Genomic DNA, 21,360 nt, shown 5'->3' with positions numbered 1-21,360 from the left:
TTACAGCCCATCAAGTCCGCGAATAGGCTTAATGGTTGACCATGAGCGACAGGATGGGCAGTGCCAGTACAGTGTATATGCGGTAAATCCGCACTTCTGGCAACGATACCGAGGCTTGCTGCGCACCTGCTCCCCGACCATATCGCGCAGAACCATCAGGCTCTCTTTCGCGCGCCCTTCTTCTGCTTCGTTAAGATGGTAATCCATCAACTTGTGGAACACGCGCATCGTAGGATGGCGTTGTAGCTGGCGGGTAATATAAACCTGAGCGGTATCAGTCCCCTCACGCGCTTCAAGAATATCGGCCAGCATCAGCTCTGCGGCGGCGCCAGTATTCTCCTCAACGGCCCGACGTAAAAACTCGGCCCACTCATCGTTTTTCCCCAGATGCTGGTAGCAGCTTTGCAGCATTTCCAGCGTTTCGCTGACCAGTTCTTTATCCTGAGAAATCACGCGTTGCAGACTTTCAACGGCCTTCGCGTAATCGCCTTTCACCATGTACACACGGCCCATCATGATGGAAACACGGGCACTGTTTTTGTCTGCCGCAGCCCCTTTTTTCAACAGCGTCATGGCGCGATCCATATCGTCGCTGCCCATCTGCTGTAAGGCCAGTTCGCAGTAGAAGTGAGCTATCTCGATACGTTGTTTATCTTTACCGAGCTTCACCAGACGTTCTGCGACATCAATCGCTTTCTGCCATTCACTGGTCGCCTGATAAATTTGCAGCAGTTGCTGTAATGCACCGACGCGAAAATCTGTTTCATCGGTAAGCTGATTAAACATGTCTTCCGCGCGGTCGTACAGACCTGCGGCCATGTAGTCGCGCCCCAGCTGTTGTACGGCCAACAAACGCTGCTCGTAGGTTAGCGAAGCACTTTCCATTAACGTTTGATGGATGCGGATTGCGCGGTCGACTTCACCGCGCGAGCGAAACAGGTTTCCGAGGGTGAGATGAGCCTCAACGGTGCCCGTATCCTCTTTTAGCATATCGAGGAACAGATCCACCGCTTTGTCTTGTTGGTTGCTCAGAAGGAAGTTAACCCCGGCGACATAGTCACGGGAAAGACGGTTAGCTTCATCCTGCTTGGTTTGTTGCGCACTTCTGCGACCCATATACCACCCATAGGCAGCGGCTACAGGCAAAAGCAGAAACAACAACTCCAACATAAATAATTATTCCTTCACAACCGACGAATCGGCAGAAACCGCAACGTCGGTCGCAGGCGTAAGCTGGTTTTCCAGTCGTTTGATTTTACGTTCGGCACGCGCAAGAGACACACGAACCTTCAGCCAGAAAAGGCCGCAAATTAACCAACCAATCGCAAAACCTGCGGCAAACAATACAGCAAGCAGCGTAGAGATACGATACTCACCCTGAGCCAGCAGGTAATTAAACGTAACCTGTTGATCGTTTTGCGCACCTAATGTCACCGAAATAACAAAAATCGCCAACACCAGTAAGAAAATGAGTAAATATTTCACATTACTTCCCGTTATGTGGTTTGAGCGAATAAATCGTGTACAACTTACCGCGTTGAGCCCTTTAAATTACCATTTTCACAACGAGTGCGAAACGGAAAAGCGCTTTCCCCTTTCTGATTTAAGGGCAAAATTCGAAAAATCAATCATGGCTAACTTTCTTGTTCACGCTGAGCGATTTCTTTTTCCTCCTGCACTGGCGGCGTTAAGGGTCCACATACCCGCTGCGCAAGCCATGTCGCCAGTGTTACCAGCAACCATGAAATCAGCGTTGCAACGACCAAATCACGGGGCCAGTGCATGCCTAATAGCAAGCGGCTGCCCATAACGCCCGTAGCCCAGATAAGTAAAAACACAATCGTCAGCGTACGTCGGCGTGGCCATAACAGCCCTACTGCCAGTAAAGCCCAGCTGGCGGCAAACATCGTATGCCCTGACGGAAAGGCAAAACCCGTTTCTTTTTGCCAGTGCTTACGTAGAAACGTCGGAATATCCTGTTGTTCTGCCAATTGCTCTTTAACTAAGTGACCACGATCTTTACGTTTTAAAGTGTAGAACTCATCAACCGGAATATGGTGCGTTTTTTCCAGCCACACGACAAAGGGCCGAGGTTCCTGCACCCTGTCTTTAACCCAGGACTTCACGCCCTGACCGACTAAAATTGCCGCAGCCAGGATCGCAAACAGCATTACCGCAGCTTTCAGACGAAAACGCAGACACCACAGAAACCATGCACAGAGAACAACGTGAGTGATAATGCCCCACGGCTGCGTCACCGTTTCCGTTATCCAGTACAGAGATTTTAGCCACCAAACGTTATGTCCCGGCTGCCAGCTCCAGCCCGATACCCATACGGCAACCGGCATAATAAGTAGCAGCCCGGCCCCGACCGCAGTGCGCTTTGCAATTGACAGCATTGCCTCTCCTTTCGTCGATAAGTCTCACAATCATAACTGAAAAAAGCGCATGCCGGGGAAATTGACAATTTTGTGCCATTCCAAAAGCGAATCCGTTGTCGCGATTAGGTGAACATCGTTGCCTTATGGCAAAATAGTGCAATATAGAACAGAAGCCAACAGGCGACGGCACGACAGTGCCAGCATAATCTGGAGAATTACATGCAGCTTAAACGTGTGGCAGAAGCCAAACTGCCAACCCCCTGGGGTGATTTCCTGATGGTGGGATTTGAAGAACTGGCAACCGGACACGATCACGTCGCACTGGTTTTTGGCGATATCACAGGCCAAACGCCTGTCCTGGCGCGTGTCCACTCCGAGTGTCTGACTGGCGATGCATTGTTTAGCCTGCGTTGCGATTGCGGCTTCCAGCTCGAAGCGGCTCTCACCCATATTGCTGAAGAAGGGCGCGGTATCCTGCTTTATCATCGTCAGGAAGGACGCAATATCGGCCTGCTCAATAAAATCCGCGCCTACGCGTTGCAGGACCAGGGGTATGATACCGTTGAAGCTAACCATCAGTTGGGCTTTGCGGCAGATGAGCGTGATTTCACGCTGTGTGCGGATATGTTCAAGCTGCTTGGTGTGGACGAAGTTCGTTTGCTGACCAATAACCCGAAAAAAGTGGAAATTCTGACCGAAGCGGGAATCAACATTGTTGAACGCGTGCCGCTGATTGTGGGTCGTAACCCGAACAATGAACATTACCTGGACACCAAAGCCGCCAAGATGGGACATTTACTGGGCAAGTAATAGTTGTTACCGCCGATAAAAAAGCCTGCTCTCGCAGGCTTTTTACTTCTAGCTCAACATATTACGAATCACGTAGTGCAGAATGCCATCGTTTTGGTAGTACGTTAGCTCCGTCGCGGTATCGATACGGCAGCGGCATAAAACCACCTCTTTACGTCCATCCGAGCGAACCATACTCACCGGCACTGTTGCACCCGGTTTAATGTTTTGCAGATCCGTAATATCGATCGCTTCCTCACCGGTTAGTCCCAGCGTTTTACGCGTGACGCCCTGCGGGAATTCCAGCGGCAAAATCCCCATACCAATCAGGTTAGAACGGTGAATTCGCTCAAAGGATTCAGCGATAACCACGCGAACCCCCAGCAAGCGCGGGCCTTTTGCCGCCCAGTCGCGACTGGAGCCAGAGCCATACTCTTTCCCGGCAATAACCGCCAGGGGAATATTCTCCTGTTGATATTGCATAGCCGCATCATAGATAGCCACTACCTCAGTTCCCGGCAAATGACGCGTCATCCCACCTTCCACGCCGTGCACCATCTCATTGCGAATACGAATATTGGCAAAGGTACCGCGCATCATTACTTCATGATTCCCGCGCCGCGAACCGTAGGAGTTAAAATCTTTACGCTCTACGCCGTGGCTTTGCAGATAACGCCCCGCCGGGCTGTCCGGCTTGATACTGCCGGCAGGAGAAATATGGTCAGTAGTGACGGAATCTCCAAGCATTGCAAGGATACGCGCACCATGAATGTCCTGGACCGGATCCGGCGTCGCCTGCATACCATCGAAGAACGGCGACAAGCGGATATAGGTTGAGTCAGACTGCCAGCCATAGGTATCAGCCCGATCAACCTGGATTGCTTTCCATTCCGGCGTGCCTTCAAACACTTCAGCATACTCTTTATGGAACATGGCGGTAGAGACCTGCTCCACGGCACGGGCAATTTCCTGAGCCGTCGGCCAGATATCTTTCAGATAAACGGGATCGCCCTTTCTGTCATGCCCTAACGGATCTTTCGTCAGATTGATATTCATATTCCCCGCCAGCGCATAGGCCACCACCAGCGGCGGAGACGCCAACCAGTTGGTCTTCACGAGCGGATGGATACGCCCCTCAAAGTTTCGGTTGCCGGAAAGCACAGCACCAACGGTGAGGTCGCCTTTTTTGATAGCAGTCTCGATAGGATCGGGTAACGGACCCGAGTTACCGATACAGGTGGTACAGCCATAACCTACAAGGTTAAATCCCAGCTCATCAAGGTACGGCGTGAACCCAGCCTGCGCCAGATAATCAGACACCACCTTCGATCCTGGCGCCAGCGAGGCTTTCACCCATGGCTGACGTTTCAAACCAAGCGTCACTGCTTTTTTCGCCAGCAGCCCCGCCGCCATCAATACGCTTGGGTTAGAGGTGTTGGTACAGGAAGTAATCGCTGCAATAACCACAGCACCATCCGGCAACTGGTACTGGTGACCGTTCATTGTATAGTCCACTGGCTGGCGATCTTTCAGTGAGCTATTCACTTCGAGTTCATTACTCGCCGAAAACGCTTTCGGGACATCAGCCAGTGCCACCCGATCCTGCGGACGCTTCGGTCCGGCAAGGCTAGCTTCTACACTGCCCATATCCAGCTCCAGTGAACTGGTAAATACGGGTTCATCCCCAGGATTACGCCACATGCCCTGCGCTTTGGCATAGGCGCTGACCAGCTCAACCTGCTCCTCACTGCGCCCACTCAGACGCATATATTCAAGAGTGATGCTATCGATCGGGAAGAAACCGCAGGTTGCGCCGTATTCCGGTGACATATTCGCAATGGTTGCCCGGTCGGCCAGCGGTAAGGTGTCCAGGCCATCACCGTAGAATTCAACAAATTTACCGACCACGCCGTGCTTACGCAGCATCTGGGTGACGGTCAGAACCAGGTCAGTCGCGGTGATACCTTCCCGCAGCTTGCCCACCAGTTTAAAGCCCACAACATCCGGGATAAGCATAGAGACGGGTTGACCCAGCATTGCTGCTTCGGCCTCAATGCCTCCAACGCCCCATCCCAGCACACCGAGACCATTAATCATTGTCGTATGGGAATCGGTTCCGACCAACGTGTCAGGGTAAGCCACCCACTCACCGTCCTGTAACTCGCTCCAGACGGCTTTGCCGAGGTATTCAAGGTTAACCTGGTGGCAAATCCCCGTTCCCGGTGGCACAACGCTGAAGCGACTAAATGCCTGCTGCCCCCATTTCAGGAACACATAACGCTCATGGTTACGTTCCATTTCCAGGCGTACGTTTTCTTCGAAAGCATCATCATCACCAAAACGGTCCACCGTTACCGAGTGGTCAATGACAAGGTCCACTGGCGAAAGCGGATTCACTTTTGCTGTATCTCCACCCAAACGTTTCACCGCTTCGCGCATGGCGGCCAGATCGACCACCGCCGGCACGCCGGTAAAATCCTGCATCAGAACACGAGCGGGTCGATAGGCAATTTCACGATCGGCATGGGCAGTCTTCAGCCAATGCGCGAGCGCATGAATATCATCTTCGGTTACGGAATTACCATCCTGCCAACGAAGCAGGTTTTCCAGTAACACTTTCAGCGATTTTGGTAGTCGGGTGATATCACCCAGTGATTTAGCGGCCAGAGGTAAACTGTAGTAGCGGTAGGTTTTATCTTTAACCTGCAATGTGTCCTTACTGGCTTCTCGTAGGGTCGACGACATAGCTCCTCCTTAAATGACAGGGTTGGATCCCCTGATTTCCTCAGGGTTAGTATTAAAGATAACACAAACAAAATGTAACGCTTTGATAACAACTCAAATTGATAAAAGTAGCGCGCGATACAAAAGCGCGAATTGAGGTCAATGGTAGGGAGTAAGGTCTAGCCGTGAAGATGAATAGGATGAATATTCAGCAGGCAATAGCGCAATCGATAATACGTTGATTAGGTGGCTGATGGTGAATACATGGGATAAACGATTCGATATTTAAGGCCACGAGGTAATCGTTATTATTATAAAATACGTACGAATTATTGTTTCTGTTTATCATCATCGGTTAACAGATCAATAAACGCCCGTTGTTCAGGAGAAAGATTCCAGGATTCGGGTATCTTTGGCTCCTTCTCGGCGACGGTTTTGCTCTCTTGCTCATGGTCATGAGACGCTGGCGTCACGGTAGAGTGCTGCTCCGGTGCGGACATACTTACCCCCACACGTTCCAGGCCACGAGTGCGACAATAATCCAGAATATCGCAGAGCCAAGAAACACGGCGAACCAGGCTTTACGTTTCATCGCGGGATCCCGGCGTGCAGGCTGGTTTCCTGAAGGCATCGCTAACCTCATACTATCGAAATCACTTATCATTTAGGCACCAAACAATTGGTACAATTAATCATCAGATAGGAGGAATCCTAATAAAAAAGGCGAAAAAAAGCCAGTTAATTTTCGGATTCGATCTGATAAATAAATCAATTGTTTGATCAATTATGAATATTTGAGCGTGATTTTTGGCAAGCTGACTAATTTGAAACTACTTTAGAGAACTTTTTCCATAAATAATATATGGTTAATATATAGGAGGAGAAATAATGAATTCAGACTCCCCCGTCGGTATCACTTTATGCTTACAGATACCGACGAGGTAACAACCGTTATTATTTCTCAGGCAATTTAATATCTTTAAACATGGCTTCAATATCATCGTTGGAACGCAGCGCCACCGCCGTGTCCACCACATCACGCGTCAGATGCGGCGCGAAACGTTGAATGAAATCATACATGTAACTACGTAAGAAGGTGCTGCGACGAAAACCAATTTTGGTGGTGCTATGGCTGAAGATATCGTGCGCATCCACACGTACCAGGTCAGGATCGGAAACAGGATCAACCGCCATACTGGCAATTACACCCACGCCGAGACCCAGACGGACATAGGTTTTAATAACATCGGCATCGGTCGCGGTAAAAACAATACGCGGCTCCAGACCCGCACGGTTAAACGCGGTGTCCAGCTCCGAACGCCCGGTAAATCCAAAGGTGTAGGTCACCAGTGGATATTGTGCCAGTTCCTCAATAGAAACCGAAGATTTTCCCGCCAGCGGATGATCCGGCGTGACGACAATCGAACGGTTCCAGTGGTAGCAAGGTAACATCACCAGATCGTCATACAGATGCAGGGCTTCCGTCGCGATGGCAAAATCCGCATTCCCTTTCGAGACGGCTTCGGCAATTTGCGTCGGCGATCCCTGATGCATATGCAATGAAACACGAGGATATCGCTCAATAAAACCTTTAATCACGTTCGGCAAAGCGTAACGTGCCTGGGTGTGCGTGGTGGCAATATACAGCGAGCCTTTATCCGGCCAGGTATGTTCGCCAGCAACGGACTTAATAGCATCTACCTTAGACAGTACTTCGCGCGCAATACGGATAACTTCCTGCCCCGCTGGCGTAACCTGGGTCAGATGCTTACCGCTACGGGCGAAAATCTGGATGCCAAGTTCATCTTCCAGCATACGAACTTGCTTACTGATACCGGGCTGAGAGGTATAAAGCCCTTCCGCCGTTGAGGAGACATTAAGGTTGTGGTTCACCACCTCAACAATGTAGCGAAGCTGCTGTAATTTCATGTTATGCCATCCCGATTCGCGCCATCAAATCATCGTTTCAGTGCAGGCTCGTGGGCGCTGCTAATACGATTTAATAATAAAAAGTCTGTTAACTATAACCACTATATCATTTATATGTACGCTGTATAGGTATGACAAAAAATAATATGCCAGAAACAAAAAGGGCCGCTTACGCGACCCTTTGAGGAGAAATTCAGCCGTAACGCTGTTATTTCTTCCCTTCTACCCATTTACCGTCAACGAAGAACGCGGACCAGCCAGTCGCCTTACCGTCTTTCTCAGCGGCAACGTATTGCTGCTTGGTTTTACGGCTGAAACGAACCATAGACTTGTTACCATCCGGGTCTGTTTGCGGCGCATCTGCCAGATAACGCAGTTTTTCCGGCAGGCGATCGCGGAAGCGGTACAACTCTTCCACCAACGGCGCACGAGTCTCACGTGATTTCGGGAACGTATTGGCCGCCAGGAAGATACCTGCAGCACCATCACGTAACACGAAATACGCGTCAGATTTTTCACACGGCAGTTCCGGCAGCGGAACCGGATCTTCTTTCGGCGGAGCAACTTCACCGTTACGCAGGATCTTACGGGTGTTTTTACACTCGTCGTTAGTACACGCCATGTACTTGCCGAAACGTCCCATTTTCAGGTGCATTTCAGAACCACATTTTTCGCACTCTACGATAGGACCGTCATAACCCTTGATACGGAATTCACCCTCTTCGATCTCGTAGCCGTCGCAGGTTGGGTTATTACCACACACATGCAATTTACGCTTAGGATCGATGAGATAACTGTCCATTGCTGTACCGCACTTCTGGCAGCGGCGTTTGGCGCGCAATGCGTTCGTTTCCGCGTCATCGCCTTCCAACACGTTCAATACTTCGTTTTCCGGCACCAGGTTAATGGTGGTTTTGCAACGCTCTTTCGGGGAAAGTGCGTAGCCGGAGCAACCAAGGAAAACGCCGGTACTGGCGGTACGAATACCCATCTTGCGTCCGCAGGTCGGGCAATCAATGCTGGTCAGCACCATCTGGTTCGGACGCATACCGCCTTCTTCAGGATCTTTCTCGGCTTTATCTAACTGCTGAGTAAAATCAGTGAAGAAGTTGTCGAGTACGCCCTTCCATTCGGCTTCGTGATTCGCCACCTGGTCGAGGCTGTCTTCCATCTGCGCGGTAAAATCGTAGTTCATCAGTTCGCGGAAGTTTTCTTCCAGACGATCGGTGACGATTTCACCCATTTTTTCAGCGTAGAAACGACGGTTTTCAACGCGAACATAACCGCGATCCTGAATCGTAGAGATGATCGACGCATAGGTGGATGGACGACCAATGCCACGCTTTTCAAGCTCTTTAACCAGCGAAGCTTCACTGAAGCGCGCAGGCGGCTTGGTGAAATGCTGCGCAGGTGTCAGCTCGATAAGCGTCAAGGTATCGCCTTTGTCCACCGCCGGTAAGATGCGATCTTCATCGCCCTTACGCAGCGCTGGCATCACTTTGGTCCAACCATCGAAGCGCAGAATACGACCACGCGCTTTCAGACGGAAATCACCCGCACCCACGGTCAGGGTGGTAGAGTCATATTTCGCTGGCGTCATCTGACAAGCAACAAACTGGCGCCAGATCAGCTGATACAGTTTTTGCGCATCGGCTTCCATATCTTTCAGCGACTCCGCCAGTACGGCGACATCGGAAGGACGGATAGCTTCGTGTGCTTCCTGCGAGTTCTCTTTGCTGGCGTACTGGTTCGCGCTCTCCGGCAAATATTTTTTGCCAAAATTATCACTGATGTAATCGCGAACCATGGTGACAGCATCCTGGCTCAGGTTGGTTGAGTCAGTACGCATGTAAGTGATGTAACCCGCTTCATACAAGCGCTGCGCCATCATCATGGTTTTCTTCACACCAAAGCCCAGACGCGTGCTCGCAGCCTGCTGTAGCGTGGAGGTAATGAACGGTGCGCTCGGCTTGCTGCTGGTCGGTTTATCTTCACGTTCCAGGACGCTATAGCGCGCTTTTTCCAACAGGCTAACAGCGGCAAGCGTTTGTTCCCGATTTACAGGACGGAACGGTTTATCATTTTGATGCGTCACCTCAAGCGGCAACGCGTCGCCGCCCGGCGTGGTCGTGTTAGCATCAATTTCCCAGAACTCTTCTGGAACAAATGCTTTGATTTCGCGTTCACGCTCAACCACCAGACGCACAGCCACAGACTGTACGCGACCGGCAGACAGACCACGCGCAATTTTTTTCCACAGCAGTGGCGACACCATATAGCCCACAACACGGTCCATAAAGCGGCGCGCCTGTTGCGCATTAACACGATCGATGTTCAACTCGCCCGGTTTTTCAAACGCCTGGCGAATAGCATTTTTGGTAATTTCGTTAAACACCACGCGGCTGTAGCGGGTGTCGTCGCCACCGATGACTTCCCGCAGGTGCCATGCAATGGCTTCCCCTTCGCGGTCAAGGTCGGTTGCGAGATAGATGTGGTCGGCTTTTTCAGCCAGTTGCTTCAGTTCAGAAACAACTTTCTCTTTACCAGGCAGCACTTCATAGCGCGCATCCCAGTTGTGCCACGGGTCAACACCCATACGGTTGACGAGAGCGCCACGTTCATCCTTTTTGGGCTTTTTAGCCGTTTTGGTGGAGGTTGAGTCGGCGCTCTTTTTAGTTGCTGAGCCACTGGTCGGCAAATCACGGATATGACCGACGCTGGATTTCACCACGTAGTCATTACCCAGATACTTGTTGATCGTTTTGGCTTTTGCCGGGGACTCAACGATGACAAGAGCTTTACCCATATTCACCTTTACCTAATTTGATTCTTCCAGAATGCGTCGCACGTTGATTCACCTTCCACTGGCGACGAGACATCGATATGGTCTCTGCGTCGGCGGATATCAACCCCTTAAACTGTTTCGCGCTTGTAATGTAACTCTCATGTAACTGAGTTAACAGGCTTTTTTCTCACAAACGCTCTAGCACGACGAAGTATTGGTCGAATGTCAAGCAAATCTGTTGCCAGATTGACGAAAGCGTCACACTGTACCTGATAAAATGCGTTACGCAACTTTATTAGCATGCAAAAACAAATCTCGCCAGTTGTAACACTGTCGTAAAACCTTCATTTATGTCAGGGAATATTTGCCCATAAGGCGGGCTCAGCGTAGACTAATGTCCTTGTTTAAGGAGTAAATCATGCATAAAGACACTCAACCCATCGATCGCGAAACACTGCTGATTGAAGCCAACAAAATCATTCGTGAGCATGAGGACACGCTGGCGGGGATTGTCGCCACCGGCGTTACGCAGCGAAACGGCGTGCTGGTTTTCAGCGGAGATTACTTTTTAGACGAGCAAGGGCTACCAACGCCCAAAAGTACGGCTGTGTTTAATATGTTTAAACACCTGGCGCACGTACTTTCTGAAAAGTATCACTTGATCGATTAACTCGAGAAATAATTTGCCGGATGGCGGCAACACCTTATCCAGCCTACATTGATGCCTATTTGTAGGCCGGATAGGATGTGTGAGCATCGCTATCCGGCAATGACAATTTTACATCAGTGGCTTCTGCCCCCGCTGCCACCAGCGCATCAGCAAACGATCGGCGCTCTCCGCCGCACTACCGGTAAAACGATCCATCAGCTTTTTACGCTGCAGATAGCGAACGTTCAACACTTCACGACCTTCCATCAGCCCGAGGATCACCTCATCGCTGGTATTGATCTCATCCACCAGCCCATTTGCCAGCGCCTGTTGACCAAACCAGTGTTCACCCGTGGCAACCTGCTCAATGTCCAGAGTCGGGCGCATACGATGCACAAAATCTTTAAACAAATGATGCGTTTCGTTCAGATCTTCACGGAATTTCTGCCGCCCTTCTTCCGTATTCTCGCCAAGCAGCGTCAGCGTACGCTTGTACTGTCCGGCGGTGTGCAGTTCGATATCAATATCTTTCCCTTTCAGGAAGCGGTTAAAGTTCGGGATCTGCGCTACCACGCCAATTGAGCCGACGATAGCAAACGGCGCCGAGACAATTTTATCTGCCACGCAGGCCATCATATATCCGCCGCTCGCAGCGACTTTATCTACCGTGACGGTCAGCGGGATCTGCTTATCGCGCAGGCGTTGTAACTGGGACGCAGCCAGGCCATAACCATGTACCACACCGCCCGGGCTTTCCAGACGAACCACCACCTGATCCTGAGGTTTAACAACCGCCAGCACCGCCGTCACCTCTTCGCGTAATGCGCTGACCTCATGGGCATCCATACTGCCTTTAAAATCAAGCACCCATACACGAGGTTTATCTGATGACGTACTGTCACCCAGTTTTGCTTTTGCCTTGGCGGCCTTCGCCTCCAGCTTCTGTTTCTTTTTCTGCGCTTTATGCCAGAATTTTTGCTGATGCCCATCCAATAAGGCCAGCGACAGGTCTTCCTTCATCTCTTTATATTGATCGCTGAGGTTAATAACCCGCAATTCCCCACGCTGACGTTTGCGTTGTGTCGCGTTTACGATCAGCATCACCACCACTGCAATAGCCACCACGACAGTGACAATTTTTGCCAAAAACAACCCATATTCAGACAACAATTCCACGAGACCCACCTTGGTTAAACAACGCGACTTCCGCTCAGTGTACAACAGGCGTGTCACCTCGTCTTGCTTCATACATCCAGTGCTGAATCAGTAAAAAGCATGACAAAGCGTTCATTTTGCGGTGTTATTGCCTTTGGCTGATTGAAAAAGAACAGGGTTTAAGGCATAAAGCCCAAAAGTTATTGCGAACGAGATGGCCAGGGCGTCGCCGAGGAGTAGCCGTGCATTACCAACCTAAACAAGACCTTTTACAGGGCCGCATTATTCTTGTCACCGGTGCCAGCGATGGTATCGGACGCGAAGCCGCGCAGACCTATGCACGCTATGGCGCGACCGTTATCCTGCTTGGGCGTAACGAAGAAAAACTGCGTCAGGTTGCCCGCACTATCGCCGATGAAAACGGAACACAACCACAGTGGTTTACACTGGATTTACTGACCTGTACCTCTGAAGAATGTCACCAGCTTGCGCAACGCATTGCCGCACATTTCCCGCGTCTGGATGGCGTACTGCATAACGCCGGATTACTCGGCGATATTTGCCCAATGAGTGAACAAAACCCGCTGGTCTGGCAGGATGTGATGCAGGTAAATGTGAATGCCACTTTTATGCTGACTCAGGCATTGCTGCCGTTGTTACTCAAATCCGATGCCGGATCGCTGGTCTTTACCTCTTCCAGCGTTGGCCGCCAGGGACGCGCCAATTGGGGTGCATATGCCACCTCAAAATTTGCGACCGAAGGGATGATGCAGGTTCTGGCTGATGAGTATCAAAACCGTCATCTGCGCGTAAACTGTATCAATCCTGGTGGAACACGAACAGGTATGCGAGCCAGCGCATTCCCCACGGAAGATCCACAAAAATTGAAAACTCCCGCCGATATTATGCCGCTCTACCTGTGGCTGATGGGCGATGACAGCCGCCGTAAAACCGGTATGACTTTTGACGCCCAGCCGGGCCGTAAACCAGGAATTGCCCAATGAGTGAAGAACGCTATCAGCAACGTCAACAGCGCGTAAAAGATCGGGTTGACGCACGCGTTGCCGCCGCTACGGACGAGCGCGGGATCATCATCGTATTCACCGGAAATGGTAAGGGTAAAACCACCGCCGCATTCGGTACCGCCACGCGCGCGGTGGGCCACGGTAAAAAAGTCGGCGTCGTACAATTTATTAAAGGTACGTGGCCAAACGGAGAACGTAACTTACTTGAACCCCACAGCGTAGAGTTTCAGGTTATGGCGACAGGATTTACCTGGGAAACGCAAAACCGTGAGTCCGACACCGCGGCCTGTATGGCCGTGTGGGAACACGGTAAGCGGATGCTGGCCGACGATGAACTGGATATGGTGGTGCTGGACGAGCTGACCTACATGGTGGCATACGACTATCTGCCGCTTGAAGAGGTCATCACTGCCCTAAACGCGCGCCCTGCCCATCAAACGGTGATTATCACCGGCCGTGGATGTCATCGCGATATTCTGGAGTTAGCGGATACGGTCAGCGAGTTGCGCCCGGTCAAGCATGCGTTTGAAGCGGGCGTGAAGGCCCAGATAGGGATTGATTACTGACAGTAGGCCGGATAAGGCGCTTGCGCCGCATCCGGCTCCACGCTAACGCCTGATGGCGCTTTGCTCATCAGGCCTACTCATGATTAACCGTTGTTGCTACGACCACCCGGACGACGGCTACTACCGACCTGTGAGTGACGCTTCACCGCACGACGGATCTGATTTGCCTTCATGCGACGACGATCTTTCTCGACGGCAACTTTAGATGTCGTTTCCGGCTTCAGCTCCACCAGTTCACGCAGATAGTTGGTCTGCGCGAGGTCAAGCTCGGTCCAGCCACCACGCGGCAGGCCTTTCGGCAGCGGGATATCACCGTAACGAACACGAATAAGACGGCTTACCTGTACACCTACAGCTTCCCACAGGCGACGGACTTCACGGTTACGCCCTTCGGTCAGCGTGACGTTATACCACTGGTTGATCCCTTCACCACCGCTGAATTTGATCGTTTTAAATGCCGCCGGACCATCTTCCAGCTGTACGCCACGACTCAGATCGCGCAGTTTGGCATCATCAACCTGACCAAACACACGTACCGCATATTCACGTTCAACTTCACGGCTTGGGTGCATCAGACGGTTAGCCAGTTCACCATCGGTGGTAAACAGCAGTAAACCGCAGGTATTCACGTCCAGACGCCCTACGGCAATCCAGCGCGCATCACGCAGTTTTGGCAAACGATCGAACACGGTCGGACGACCTTCCGGGTCGTTACGGGTACACAGTTCACCTTCTGGCTTGTAATAGGCCAGAACGCGGCAGATTTGCTCCGCAGACTCTTTAACCGAAATCAGATGACCGTCGATACGGATTTTCAGACCCGGAGTGACTTCAACGCGATCGCCGAGCGTGGCAATTTTGCCATCAACGCTCACGCGACCCGCGGCAATAATAGATTCGATTTCACGGCGAGAACCGTGGCCAGCGCGCGCCAGCACTTTTTGTAACTTTTCGCTCATAGAGCTTCCTTTAGATGTCGCCTTCACAGGCGTCGAACAGGAGAATCAACGGCGCCAGTCAGCGCCATTTTAAGGCCGCGTAGTATAGCGGTTCGCGCCCTTATAAGAAAGGTTTAACGTCGCCGACGCCTTCACGCAACACCACCGGGGAATCGTCGGTTAAATCGATGACCGTGGTCGGCTGCTGACCGAGATAGCCACCGTGAATAATCAAATCCACCAGTTTTTCCAGACGGTCTTTAATCTCTTCTGGGTCTGACTCAGTAAATTCACTGCCCGGCAGCATCAGCGATGTAGAGAGCATCGGCTCGCCCAGTGCTTCCAGCAGCGCCAGCGCAATCGGATTCGATGGCACACGCAGGCCGATGGTCTTACGTTTTTCCTGCAACAAACGGCGCGGAACTTCTTTCGTCCCTTTCAGGATGAAGGTGTAGTTACCCGGCGTGTTGTTTTTAATTAAACGGAATGCCACGTTGTCGACAAACGAATAGGTCGACAGTTCGGACAGGTCACGACACATCAGCGTAAAGTTGTGTCCGTCCGGCAGGTGACGGATGCGGCAAATGCGCTCCATGGCGCCTTTATCTTCAATTTTGCAGCCCAACGCATAACCGGAATCGGTTGGATAGACGATCACCCCACCTTTACGCACGATTTCAACGGCCTGATTGATCAGTCGCTGCTGCGGGTTTTCGGGATGAATATAAAAAAACTGACTCATACTTTCCTCTCTGTGATCGCGGGCTGCTCCCAAAGTTGCCAGACGCCTTCTACGCCTGCGGGCAACCAAAGTTTACGGCCCAACTCAATCCATGGGCAGGGTAGATGAAAATCAGACCCTTGCGATGCCCACAGTTGATGCGAACGCGCAAGCGTCGCCAGATGGGTGCGTTCATTGGGAGACTGCTGGCACTGTGCTACTTCCATCGCGTCGCCGCGATGTTCAGCAAAATGTGCAACCAGTCTTTTCAGCCACTTAGCGCTAAGATCGTACCGCCCAGGATGAGCCAGAACAGCCTTACCGCCAGAATGATGAATGACATCAATAGCTTGTTCTATTGTACACCACTGTGGCGGAACGTAACCGGTTTTCCCACGGGCAAGATATTTTTTAAAGACATCCGCCATGGTTGTGGCTTTTCCACATTCCATCAGGAAACGCGCAAAATGGCCCCGCGTAACCGCCCCGCCATCAGCCAGGCGTAACGCCCCTTCCCACGCGCCGGGGATATGCGCTTTGTCGAGTCGTTCAGCAATCAGGCGTGCACGCTGCTGACGACGTTCCGTTTGTTGCGCCAGAAACTCACACATCATGGGATGGGCGATATCAATGTTCAGACCCACTATATGGATCTCATGGTTTTCCCAGACCGTTGATATCTCGACGCCAGGGATCAAATTTAAGGCTAAACCTGAACGTGAAATTTCTTCTCTTGCCGCCGCAATGCCGGCCGTGGTGTCATGATCGGTGATCGCCAGTGTACCGACTCGCATCTCTACCGCACGGTGTACTAAGGCTTCTGGCGTTAATCGCCCATCGGAGGCTGTAGTATGACTGTGCAGGTCATAAATCACTGCGTAATTCGTGTCGCTCAAGGCGGCTCCCGTTTCAATAAATGTCGTATCACGCCCATCATAGCGGTTTCGACAAATATACTGAAATCAGGTGTTGACTTTATCCCATCGAACTAGTTAACTAGTACGCAAGTTCACATGAAGAAGGTATCTGAGATGAAAGCAACATTTGTTCTGCACGGTTGGTGGCGCACTTCCTGATTTCGGGCAGTGTCTTACGTCTGCAATATGCAACCAGATACCCGGCCCGCCAAATGAGCGGGCTTTTTTTTGAACAAAATTAATGAGAATAACGATGCAAACTCAAAAACCGACACTCGAACTGCTTGCCTGCGATGCCGCCTACCGTGAGAATCCGACGGCGCTGTTTCATCAAGTGTGTGGCGCACGTCCAGCAACACTGCTGCTGGAATCTGCAGATATCGACAGCAAAGACGATCTGAAGAGCCTGCTGCTGGTCGACAGCGCATTACGCATTACCGCTCTCGGTGACACTGTCACTATTCAGGCATTGTCCGCAAACGGCGCATCGCTGCTGTCGCTGCTGGATGCTGCCCTGCCCGCTGGCGTTGAGAACGAACAACAGCCGAATGGTCGTCATCTGCGATTCCCTGCCGTCAGCCCTCTGCTCGATGAAGACGCCCGCTTATGCTCCCTGTCCGTATTTGATGCATTCCGTTTATTGCAGGAGCTGGTTAATGTTCCAGCGCAAGAACGTGAAGCGATGTTCTTCGGCGGTCTGTTTTCTTACGATCTGGTTGCCGGTTTTGAAGATTTACCTCAGCTTGAAGCGGGCAACCGTTGCCCTGACTACTGCTTCTATCTGGCAGAAACGCTGATGGTTATCGACCACCAGAAAAAAAGCACCCGTATTCAGGCCAGTATTTTTACCCCCAATGATGCGGAAAAACAGCGTATTAACGCTCGTCTGGCGCAGTTGAGCCAGCAGCTTACCGAGCCTGCGCCGCCGTTGCCGGTCACTGAAGTCCCGCAGATGCGCTGCGAGTGCAATCAGAGCGATGAAGAGTTTGGCGCCGTAGTTCGTGGCATGCAAAAAGCGATTCGCGCGGGCGAAATTTTCCAGGTGGTGCCATCCCGCCGTTTCTCGCTGCCCTGCCCATCTCCGCTGGCGGCCTACTATGTGCTGAAGAAAAGTAACCCCAGCCCATACATGTTTTTCATGCAAGACAACGAGTTCACGCTGTTTGGCGCCTCCCCGGAAAGCTCGCTGAAATACGATGCCACCAGCCGCCAGATTGAGATCTACCCGATTGCTGGTACTCGCCCGCGCGGTCGTCGTGCGGACGGTTCGCTTGATCGCGATCTCGACAGCCGTATCGAGCTGGAGATGCGTACCGACCATAAAGAGCTTTCTGAGCACCTGATGCTGGTTGACCTTGCGCGTAACGACCTGGCGCGCATCTGTACGCCTGGCAGCCGCTATGTTGCTGACCTCACCAAAGTCGATCGTTACTCCTTCGTTATGCACCTGGTTTCGCGCGTGGTCGGCGAATTGCGTAGCGATCTGGATGTGCTGCACGCTTACCGCGCCTGTATGAATATGGGCACGTTAAGCGGAGCGCCAAAAGTTCGCGCCATGCAGCTTATCGCCGAGGCCGAGGGTCGTCGCCGTGGCAGCTACGGCGGTGCGGTAGGTTACTTCACGGCGCATGGCGATCTGGATACCTGTATTGTCATTCGCTCCGCCCTCGTGGAAGACGGTATTGCCACCGTACAAGCCGGTGCCGGGATTGTTCTGGATTCTGTACCGCAGTCTGAAGCCGATGAAACCCGTAATAAAGCGCGCGCGGTTCTGCGTGCTATCGCTACCGCGCACCACGCACAGGAGACCTTCTAATGGCTGACATTCTGCTGCTTGATAACATCGATTCTTTTACCTATAACCTGGCGGATCAACTGCGTACTAATGGTCACAACGTGGTGATTTACCGCAACCATATTCCGGCCCAGACGTTGATTGACCGCTTAGCAACCATGAAAAATCCGGTGCTGATGCTTTCTCCAGGACCAGGCGCGCCAAGCGAGGCAGGTTGCATGCCGGAGCTGTTAACCCGTTTGCGCGGCAAGCTGCCAATCATCGGTATTTGTCTGGGACACCAGGCCATTGTTGAAGCCTATGGTGGATATGTGGGTCAGGCCGGAGAGATCCTTCACGGCAAAGCGTCCAGCATTGAACACGACGGTCAGGCGATGTTTTCTGGTCTGGCGAATCCGCTGCCGGTGGCACGCTATCATTCGCTGGTTGGCAGCAACGTACCTGCTGGATTGACCATTAACGCCCACTTTAACGGCATGGTGATGGCGGTACGTCACGATACCGATCGCGTCTGCGGCTTCCAGTTCCATCCGGAATCAATTCTGACCACCCAGGGCGCGCGTTTGCTGGAACAAACGCTGGCCTGGGCGCAACAGAAGCTTGAACAAACCAATACGCTGCAACCCATTCTGGAGAAACTGTATCAGGCCCAGACGCTGTCCCAGCAGGAAAGTCACCAGCTGTTTTCCGCAGTCGTTCGCGGTGAACTGAAGCCGGAACAACTGGCTGCGGCGCTGGTGAGCATGAAAATTCGTGGCGAACACCCGAATGAAATTGCCGGTGCGGCAACCGCGCTGCTGGAAAACGCCGCCCCGTTCCCGCGCCCTGATTATCTGTTTGCCGATATTGTCGGTACCGGCGGCGACGGCAGCAACAGCATCAATATTTCTACCGCCAGCGCCTTTGTTGCGGCGGCTTGCGGACTGAAAGTTGCCAAACACGGCAACCGCAGTGTCTCCAGCAAGTCTGGCTCTTCGGATCTGTTAGCGGCATTTGGCATCAATCTGGATATGAACGCTGATAAATCCCGTCAGGCGCTAGACGACCTCGGGGTGTGCTTCCTGTTTGCGCCGAAATATCACACCGGTTTTCGCCATGCCATGCCGGTACGTCAGCAGTTGAAAACCCGCACGCTGTTTAACGTGCTCGGCCCGTTGATTAACCCGGCGCATCCGCCGCTGGCGCTGATCGGCGTTTACAGCCCGGAACTGGTGCTACCGATTGCTGAAACGCTGCGCGTGCTGGGATATCAACGAGCAGCCGTTGTGCACAGTGGTGGCATGGACGAAGTTTCGCTGCATGCGCCGACCATTGTGGCAGAGCTGCACGATGGTGAAATCAAGAGTTATCAACTGACGGCAGAAGACTTTGGTTTGACGCCTTACCACCAGGAACAGTTGGCTGGCGGCACGCCGGAAGAAAACCGTGACATTCTTAGTCGCTTGTTACAAGGTAAAGGTGAAGCCGCTCATGAAGCTGCTGTTGCCGCGAATGTCGCCATGTTAATGCGCCTGCACGGTGAAGAAGATTTAAAAGCCAATGCGCAAACCGTGATTAATGTACTGCGTAGCGGTGCGGCCTATGACCGCGTCACTGCACTGGCAGCAAGAGGGTAAATGATGCAAACCGTTTTAGCGAAAATTGTCGCAGACAAGGCGATTTGGGTAGAAGCCCGCAAACAGCAACAACCGCTGGCCAGCTTTCAAAATGATGTTCAGCCTGGCTCACGTGATTTCTACGATGCGCTGCAAGGTGCACGCACCGCCTTTATTCTGGAATGCAAAAAAGCATCTCCATCAAAAGGCGTGATCCGTGATGACTTCGACCCGGCACAGATTGCGAGCATCTATAAACATTATGCTTCCGCGATCTCCGTACTGACCGATGAGAAGTATTTCCAGGGGAGCTTTGATTTCCTGCCTATCGTCAGCCGCATCGCACCGCAGCCGATTCTGTGCAAGGACTTTATTATCGATCCTTACCAGATTTACCTGGCGCGTTTCTACCAGGCGGACGCCTGTTTGCTGATGCTGTCGGTGCTCGATGATGAGCAATATCGTCAACTCGCCGCCGTCGCCCACAGCCTGAAAATGGGCGTACTGACCGAAGTCAGTAACGAAGAAGAGCTGGAGCGTGCTATCGCACTGGGCGCCAAAGTCGTTGGTATCAACAACCGTGATTTACGCGACCTGTCGATTGATCTGAATCGCACTCGTCAACTGGCACCGCGTCTGGGTCACGGTGTGACCGTCATCAGCGAGTCCGGCATCAATACTTACGGTCAGGTGCGCGAGCTCAGCCACTTCGCCAACGGTTTTCTGATTGGCTCTGCGCTGATGTCGCATGCTGATCTGCACGTCGCCGTGCGTCGCGTACTGCTCGGCGAGAATAAAGTCTGCGGTTTAACCCGGGCTCAGGATGCAAATGCGGCATACGAAGCGGGTGCCATTTACGGCGGCTTGATTTTTGTCCCCACATCACCGCGCGCGGTCAACGTTGAACAAGCGCGAGAGGTCATGACCGGCGCGCCGCTGCAATACGTCGGGGTGTTTCGCAACTCAGATATTACCGACGTGAGCGCAACAGCGGCGGAGCTGGGACTAACTGCCGTGCAACTGCACGGTAACGAAGACCAGTCCTATGTTGACGCCCTGCGCGACTTACTGCCCGCACAGGTGCAAATCTGGAAGGCACTCAGCGTCAGCGAGACGTTGCCAGCCCGTGATTATCAGCATGTCGATAAATACGTCTTCGACAACGGCCAGGGCGGCAGCGGTCAACGCTTCGACTGGTCACTTTTAGGCGGACAATCGCTGGATAACGTTTTACTGGCTGGCGGACTCGGCGCAGATAACTGCGTTGACGCGGCAAAAACCGGCTGTGCCGGTCTCGATTTCAATTCTGGCGTAGAGTCACAGCCGGGCATCAAAGATGCACGTCTTCTGGCTTCGGTCTTTCAGACGCTGCGCGCATATTAAGGAAAAGG

20 protein-coding genes and 1 other annotated feature are annotated in these 21,360 nt (G+C 52.2%); of the genes, 8 read left to right on the top strand and 12 right to left on the bottom strand.

The annotated features are described in order from the left end of the window. The 3 genes from lapB to pgpB all read right to left on the bottom strand — a co-directional run bounded on the left by lapB (nucleotide 1) and on the right by pgpB (nucleotide 2,399). Entirely contained in the window at nucleotides 1-1,170 is a 1,170-nt protein-coding gene (gene lapB, locus OGY13_RS11865) for a lipopolysaccharide assembly protein LapB (protein WP_008784929.1), read from the bottom strand. 6 nt (nucleotides 1,171-1,176) lie between these two features. After that, a complete protein-coding gene (locus OGY13_RS11860) occupies nucleotides 1,177-1,485 on the bottom strand; it encodes a LapA family protein (protein ID WP_003020595.1) in 309 nt (102 codons plus the stop codon). Nucleotides 1,486-1,634: 149 nt separating this feature from the next. Next, nucleotides 1,635-2,399, bottom strand: a complete 765-nt coding sequence (pgpB, locus tag OGY13_RS11855; RefSeq protein WP_003833318.1) for a phosphatidylglycerophosphatase B — start codon at nucleotides 2,397-2,399, stop codon at nucleotides 1,635-1,637. Nucleotides 2,400-2,600: 201 nt separating this feature from the next. Between pgpB and ribA the strand changes: the two genes are divergently transcribed. Beyond that, on the top strand, nucleotides 2,601-3,191 hold the full coding sequence (ribA, locus tag OGY13_RS11850; protein ID WP_003020601.1) for a GTP cyclohydrolase II: 591 nt from the start codon (nucleotides 2,601-2,603) through the stop codon (nucleotides 3,189-3,191). 48 nt (nucleotides 3,192-3,239) lie between these two features. On the opposite strand, the gene acnA is transcribed toward ribA, so the two are convergent. From acnA to topA, 5 genes are all read right to left on the bottom strand, one after another. Further along, the gene (gene acnA, locus OGY13_RS11845; RefSeq protein WP_213752785.1) at nucleotides 3,240-5,915 is read right to left on the bottom strand and encodes an aconitate hydratase AcnA; all 2,676 of its coding nucleotides are present in this window, start codon (nucleotides 5,913-5,915) and stop codon (nucleotides 3,240-3,242) included. A 308-nt stretch (nucleotides 5,916-6,223) separates the two neighbouring features. Further along, nucleotides 6,224-6,394, bottom strand: a complete 171-nt coding sequence (locus tag OGY13_RS11840; protein ID WP_164091695.1) for a YciX family protein — start codon at nucleotides 6,392-6,394, stop codon at nucleotides 6,224-6,226. A gap of 2 nt (nucleotides 6,395-6,396) precedes the next feature. Next, the gene (locus OGY13_RS11835; protein ID WP_213732144.1) at nucleotides 6,397-6,537 is read right to left on the bottom strand and encodes a YmiA family putative membrane protein; all 141 of its coding nucleotides are present in this window, start codon (nucleotides 6,535-6,537) and stop codon (nucleotides 6,397-6,399) included. A gap of 311 nt (nucleotides 6,538-6,848) precedes the next feature. Beyond that, on the bottom strand, nucleotides 6,849-7,823 hold the full coding sequence (cysB, locus tag OGY13_RS11830) for an HTH-type transcriptional regulator CysB (RefSeq protein WP_003020610.1): 975 nt from the start codon (nucleotides 7,821-7,823) through the stop codon (nucleotides 6,849-6,851). Between the two features lie 208 nt (nucleotides 7,824-8,031). Further along, nucleotides 8,032-10,629: a type I DNA topoisomerase gene (gene topA / locus OGY13_RS11825; RefSeq protein ID WP_003833325.1), complete on the bottom strand. Its 2,598-nt coding sequence runs from the start codon at nucleotides 10,627-10,629 to the stop codon at nucleotides 8,032-8,034. A 397-nt stretch (nucleotides 10,630-11,026) separates the two neighbouring features. Here topA and OGY13_RS11820 point away from each other — a divergent pair, with 397 nt between their 5' ends. After that, nucleotides 11,027-11,278, top strand: a complete 252-nt coding sequence (locus OGY13_RS11820; protein ID WP_003020616.1) for a YciN family protein — start codon at nucleotides 11,027-11,029, stop codon at nucleotides 11,276-11,278. A 108-nt stretch (nucleotides 11,279-11,386) separates the two neighbouring features. Here the strand turns inward: OGY13_RS11820 and sohB are convergent, their stop codons facing one another. After that, on the bottom strand, nucleotides 11,387-12,433 hold the full coding sequence (gene sohB, locus OGY13_RS11815) for a protease SohB (protein ID WP_032934465.1): 1,047 nt from the start codon (nucleotides 12,431-12,433) through the stop codon (nucleotides 11,387-11,389). A 221-nt stretch (nucleotides 12,434-12,654) separates the two neighbouring features. Between sohB and OGY13_RS11810 the strand changes: the two genes are divergently transcribed. Together OGY13_RS11810 and cobO are read left to right on the top strand one after the other, a co-directional pair. Further along, complete coding sequence (locus OGY13_RS11810; RefSeq protein ID WP_048216262.1) at nucleotides 12,655-13,416, top strand: YciK family oxidoreductase; 762 nt, start codon at nucleotides 12,655-12,657, stop codon at nucleotides 13,414-13,416. Next, entirely contained in the window at nucleotides 13,413-14,003 is a 591-nt protein-coding gene (cobO, locus tag OGY13_RS11805; RefSeq protein WP_213752784.1) for a cob(I)yrinic acid a,c-diamide adenosyltransferase, read from the top strand. Before OGY13_RS11810 ends, cobO begins: the two co-directional genes overlap by 4 nt. 83 nt (nucleotides 14,004-14,086) lie before the next feature. Here cobO and rluB read toward each other — a convergent pair whose 3' ends face one another. The 3 genes from rluB to rnm all read right to left on the bottom strand — a co-directional run bounded on the left by rluB (nucleotide 14,087) and on the right by rnm (nucleotide 16,558). Continuing rightward, complete coding sequence (gene rluB, locus OGY13_RS11800) at nucleotides 14,087-14,962, bottom strand: 23S rRNA pseudouridine(2605) synthase RluB (protein WP_003020625.1); 876 nt, start codon at nucleotides 14,960-14,962, stop codon at nucleotides 14,087-14,089. A 100-nt stretch (nucleotides 14,963-15,062) separates the two neighbouring features. Beyond that, on the bottom strand, nucleotides 15,063-15,683 hold the full coding sequence (locus OGY13_RS11795; protein WP_003833336.1) for an L-threonylcarbamoyladenylate synthase: 621 nt from the start codon (nucleotides 15,681-15,683) through the stop codon (nucleotides 15,063-15,065). After that, on the bottom strand, nucleotides 15,680-16,558 hold the full coding sequence (gene rnm, locus OGY13_RS11790) for an RNase RNM (protein ID WP_060682125.1): 879 nt from the start codon (nucleotides 16,556-16,558) through the stop codon (nucleotides 15,680-15,682). Before rnm ends, OGY13_RS11795 begins: the two co-directional genes overlap by 4 nt. Nucleotides 16,559-16,693: 135 nt before the next feature. Here rnm and trpL point away from each other — a divergent pair, with 135 nt between their 5' ends. From trpL to trpCF, 4 genes are all read left to right on the top strand, one after another. Then, entirely contained in the window at nucleotides 16,694-16,738 is a 45-nt protein-coding gene (gene trpL / locus OGY13_RS11785) for a trp operon leader peptide (RefSeq protein WP_012905981.1), read from the top strand. Next, nucleotides 16,715-16,809: a sequence feature (Trp leader region), on the top strand. (Overlaps the previous gene by 24 nt.) A 23-nt stretch (nucleotides 16,810-16,832) precedes the next feature. Beyond that, a complete protein-coding gene (locus OGY13_RS11780) occupies nucleotides 16,833-18,395 on the top strand; it encodes an anthranilate synthase component 1 (protein WP_213752783.1) in 1,563 nt (520 codons plus the stop codon). After that, the gene (trpD, locus tag OGY13_RS11775; RefSeq protein ID WP_057067328.1) at nucleotides 18,395-19,990 is read left to right on the top strand and encodes a bifunctional anthranilate synthase glutamate amidotransferase component TrpG/anthranilate phosphoribosyltransferase TrpD; all 1,596 of its coding nucleotides are present in this window, start codon (nucleotides 18,395-18,397) and stop codon (nucleotides 19,988-19,990) included. The genes OGY13_RS11780 and trpD overlap by 1 nt, the downstream gene beginning before the upstream one ends. 3 nt (nucleotides 19,991-19,993) lie before the next feature. Beyond that, the gene (gene trpCF / locus OGY13_RS11770; RefSeq protein ID WP_032944436.1) at nucleotides 19,994-21,352 is read left to right on the top strand and encodes a bifunctional indole-3-glycerol-phosphate synthase TrpC/phosphoribosylanthranilate isomerase TrpF; all 1,359 of its coding nucleotides are present in this window, start codon (nucleotides 19,994-19,996) and stop codon (nucleotides 21,350-21,352) included. The last annotated feature ends 8 nt before the right edge of the window (nucleotides 21,353-21,360 follow it).

The organism is Citrobacter sp. Cpo045 (assembly GCF_030332875.1).
Lineage (GTDB): Bacteria > Pseudomonadota > Gammaproteobacteria > Enterobacterales > Enterobacteriaceae > Citrobacter > Citrobacter portucalensis.
This window is presented reverse-complemented; position numbering and strand designations above follow the sequence as displayed.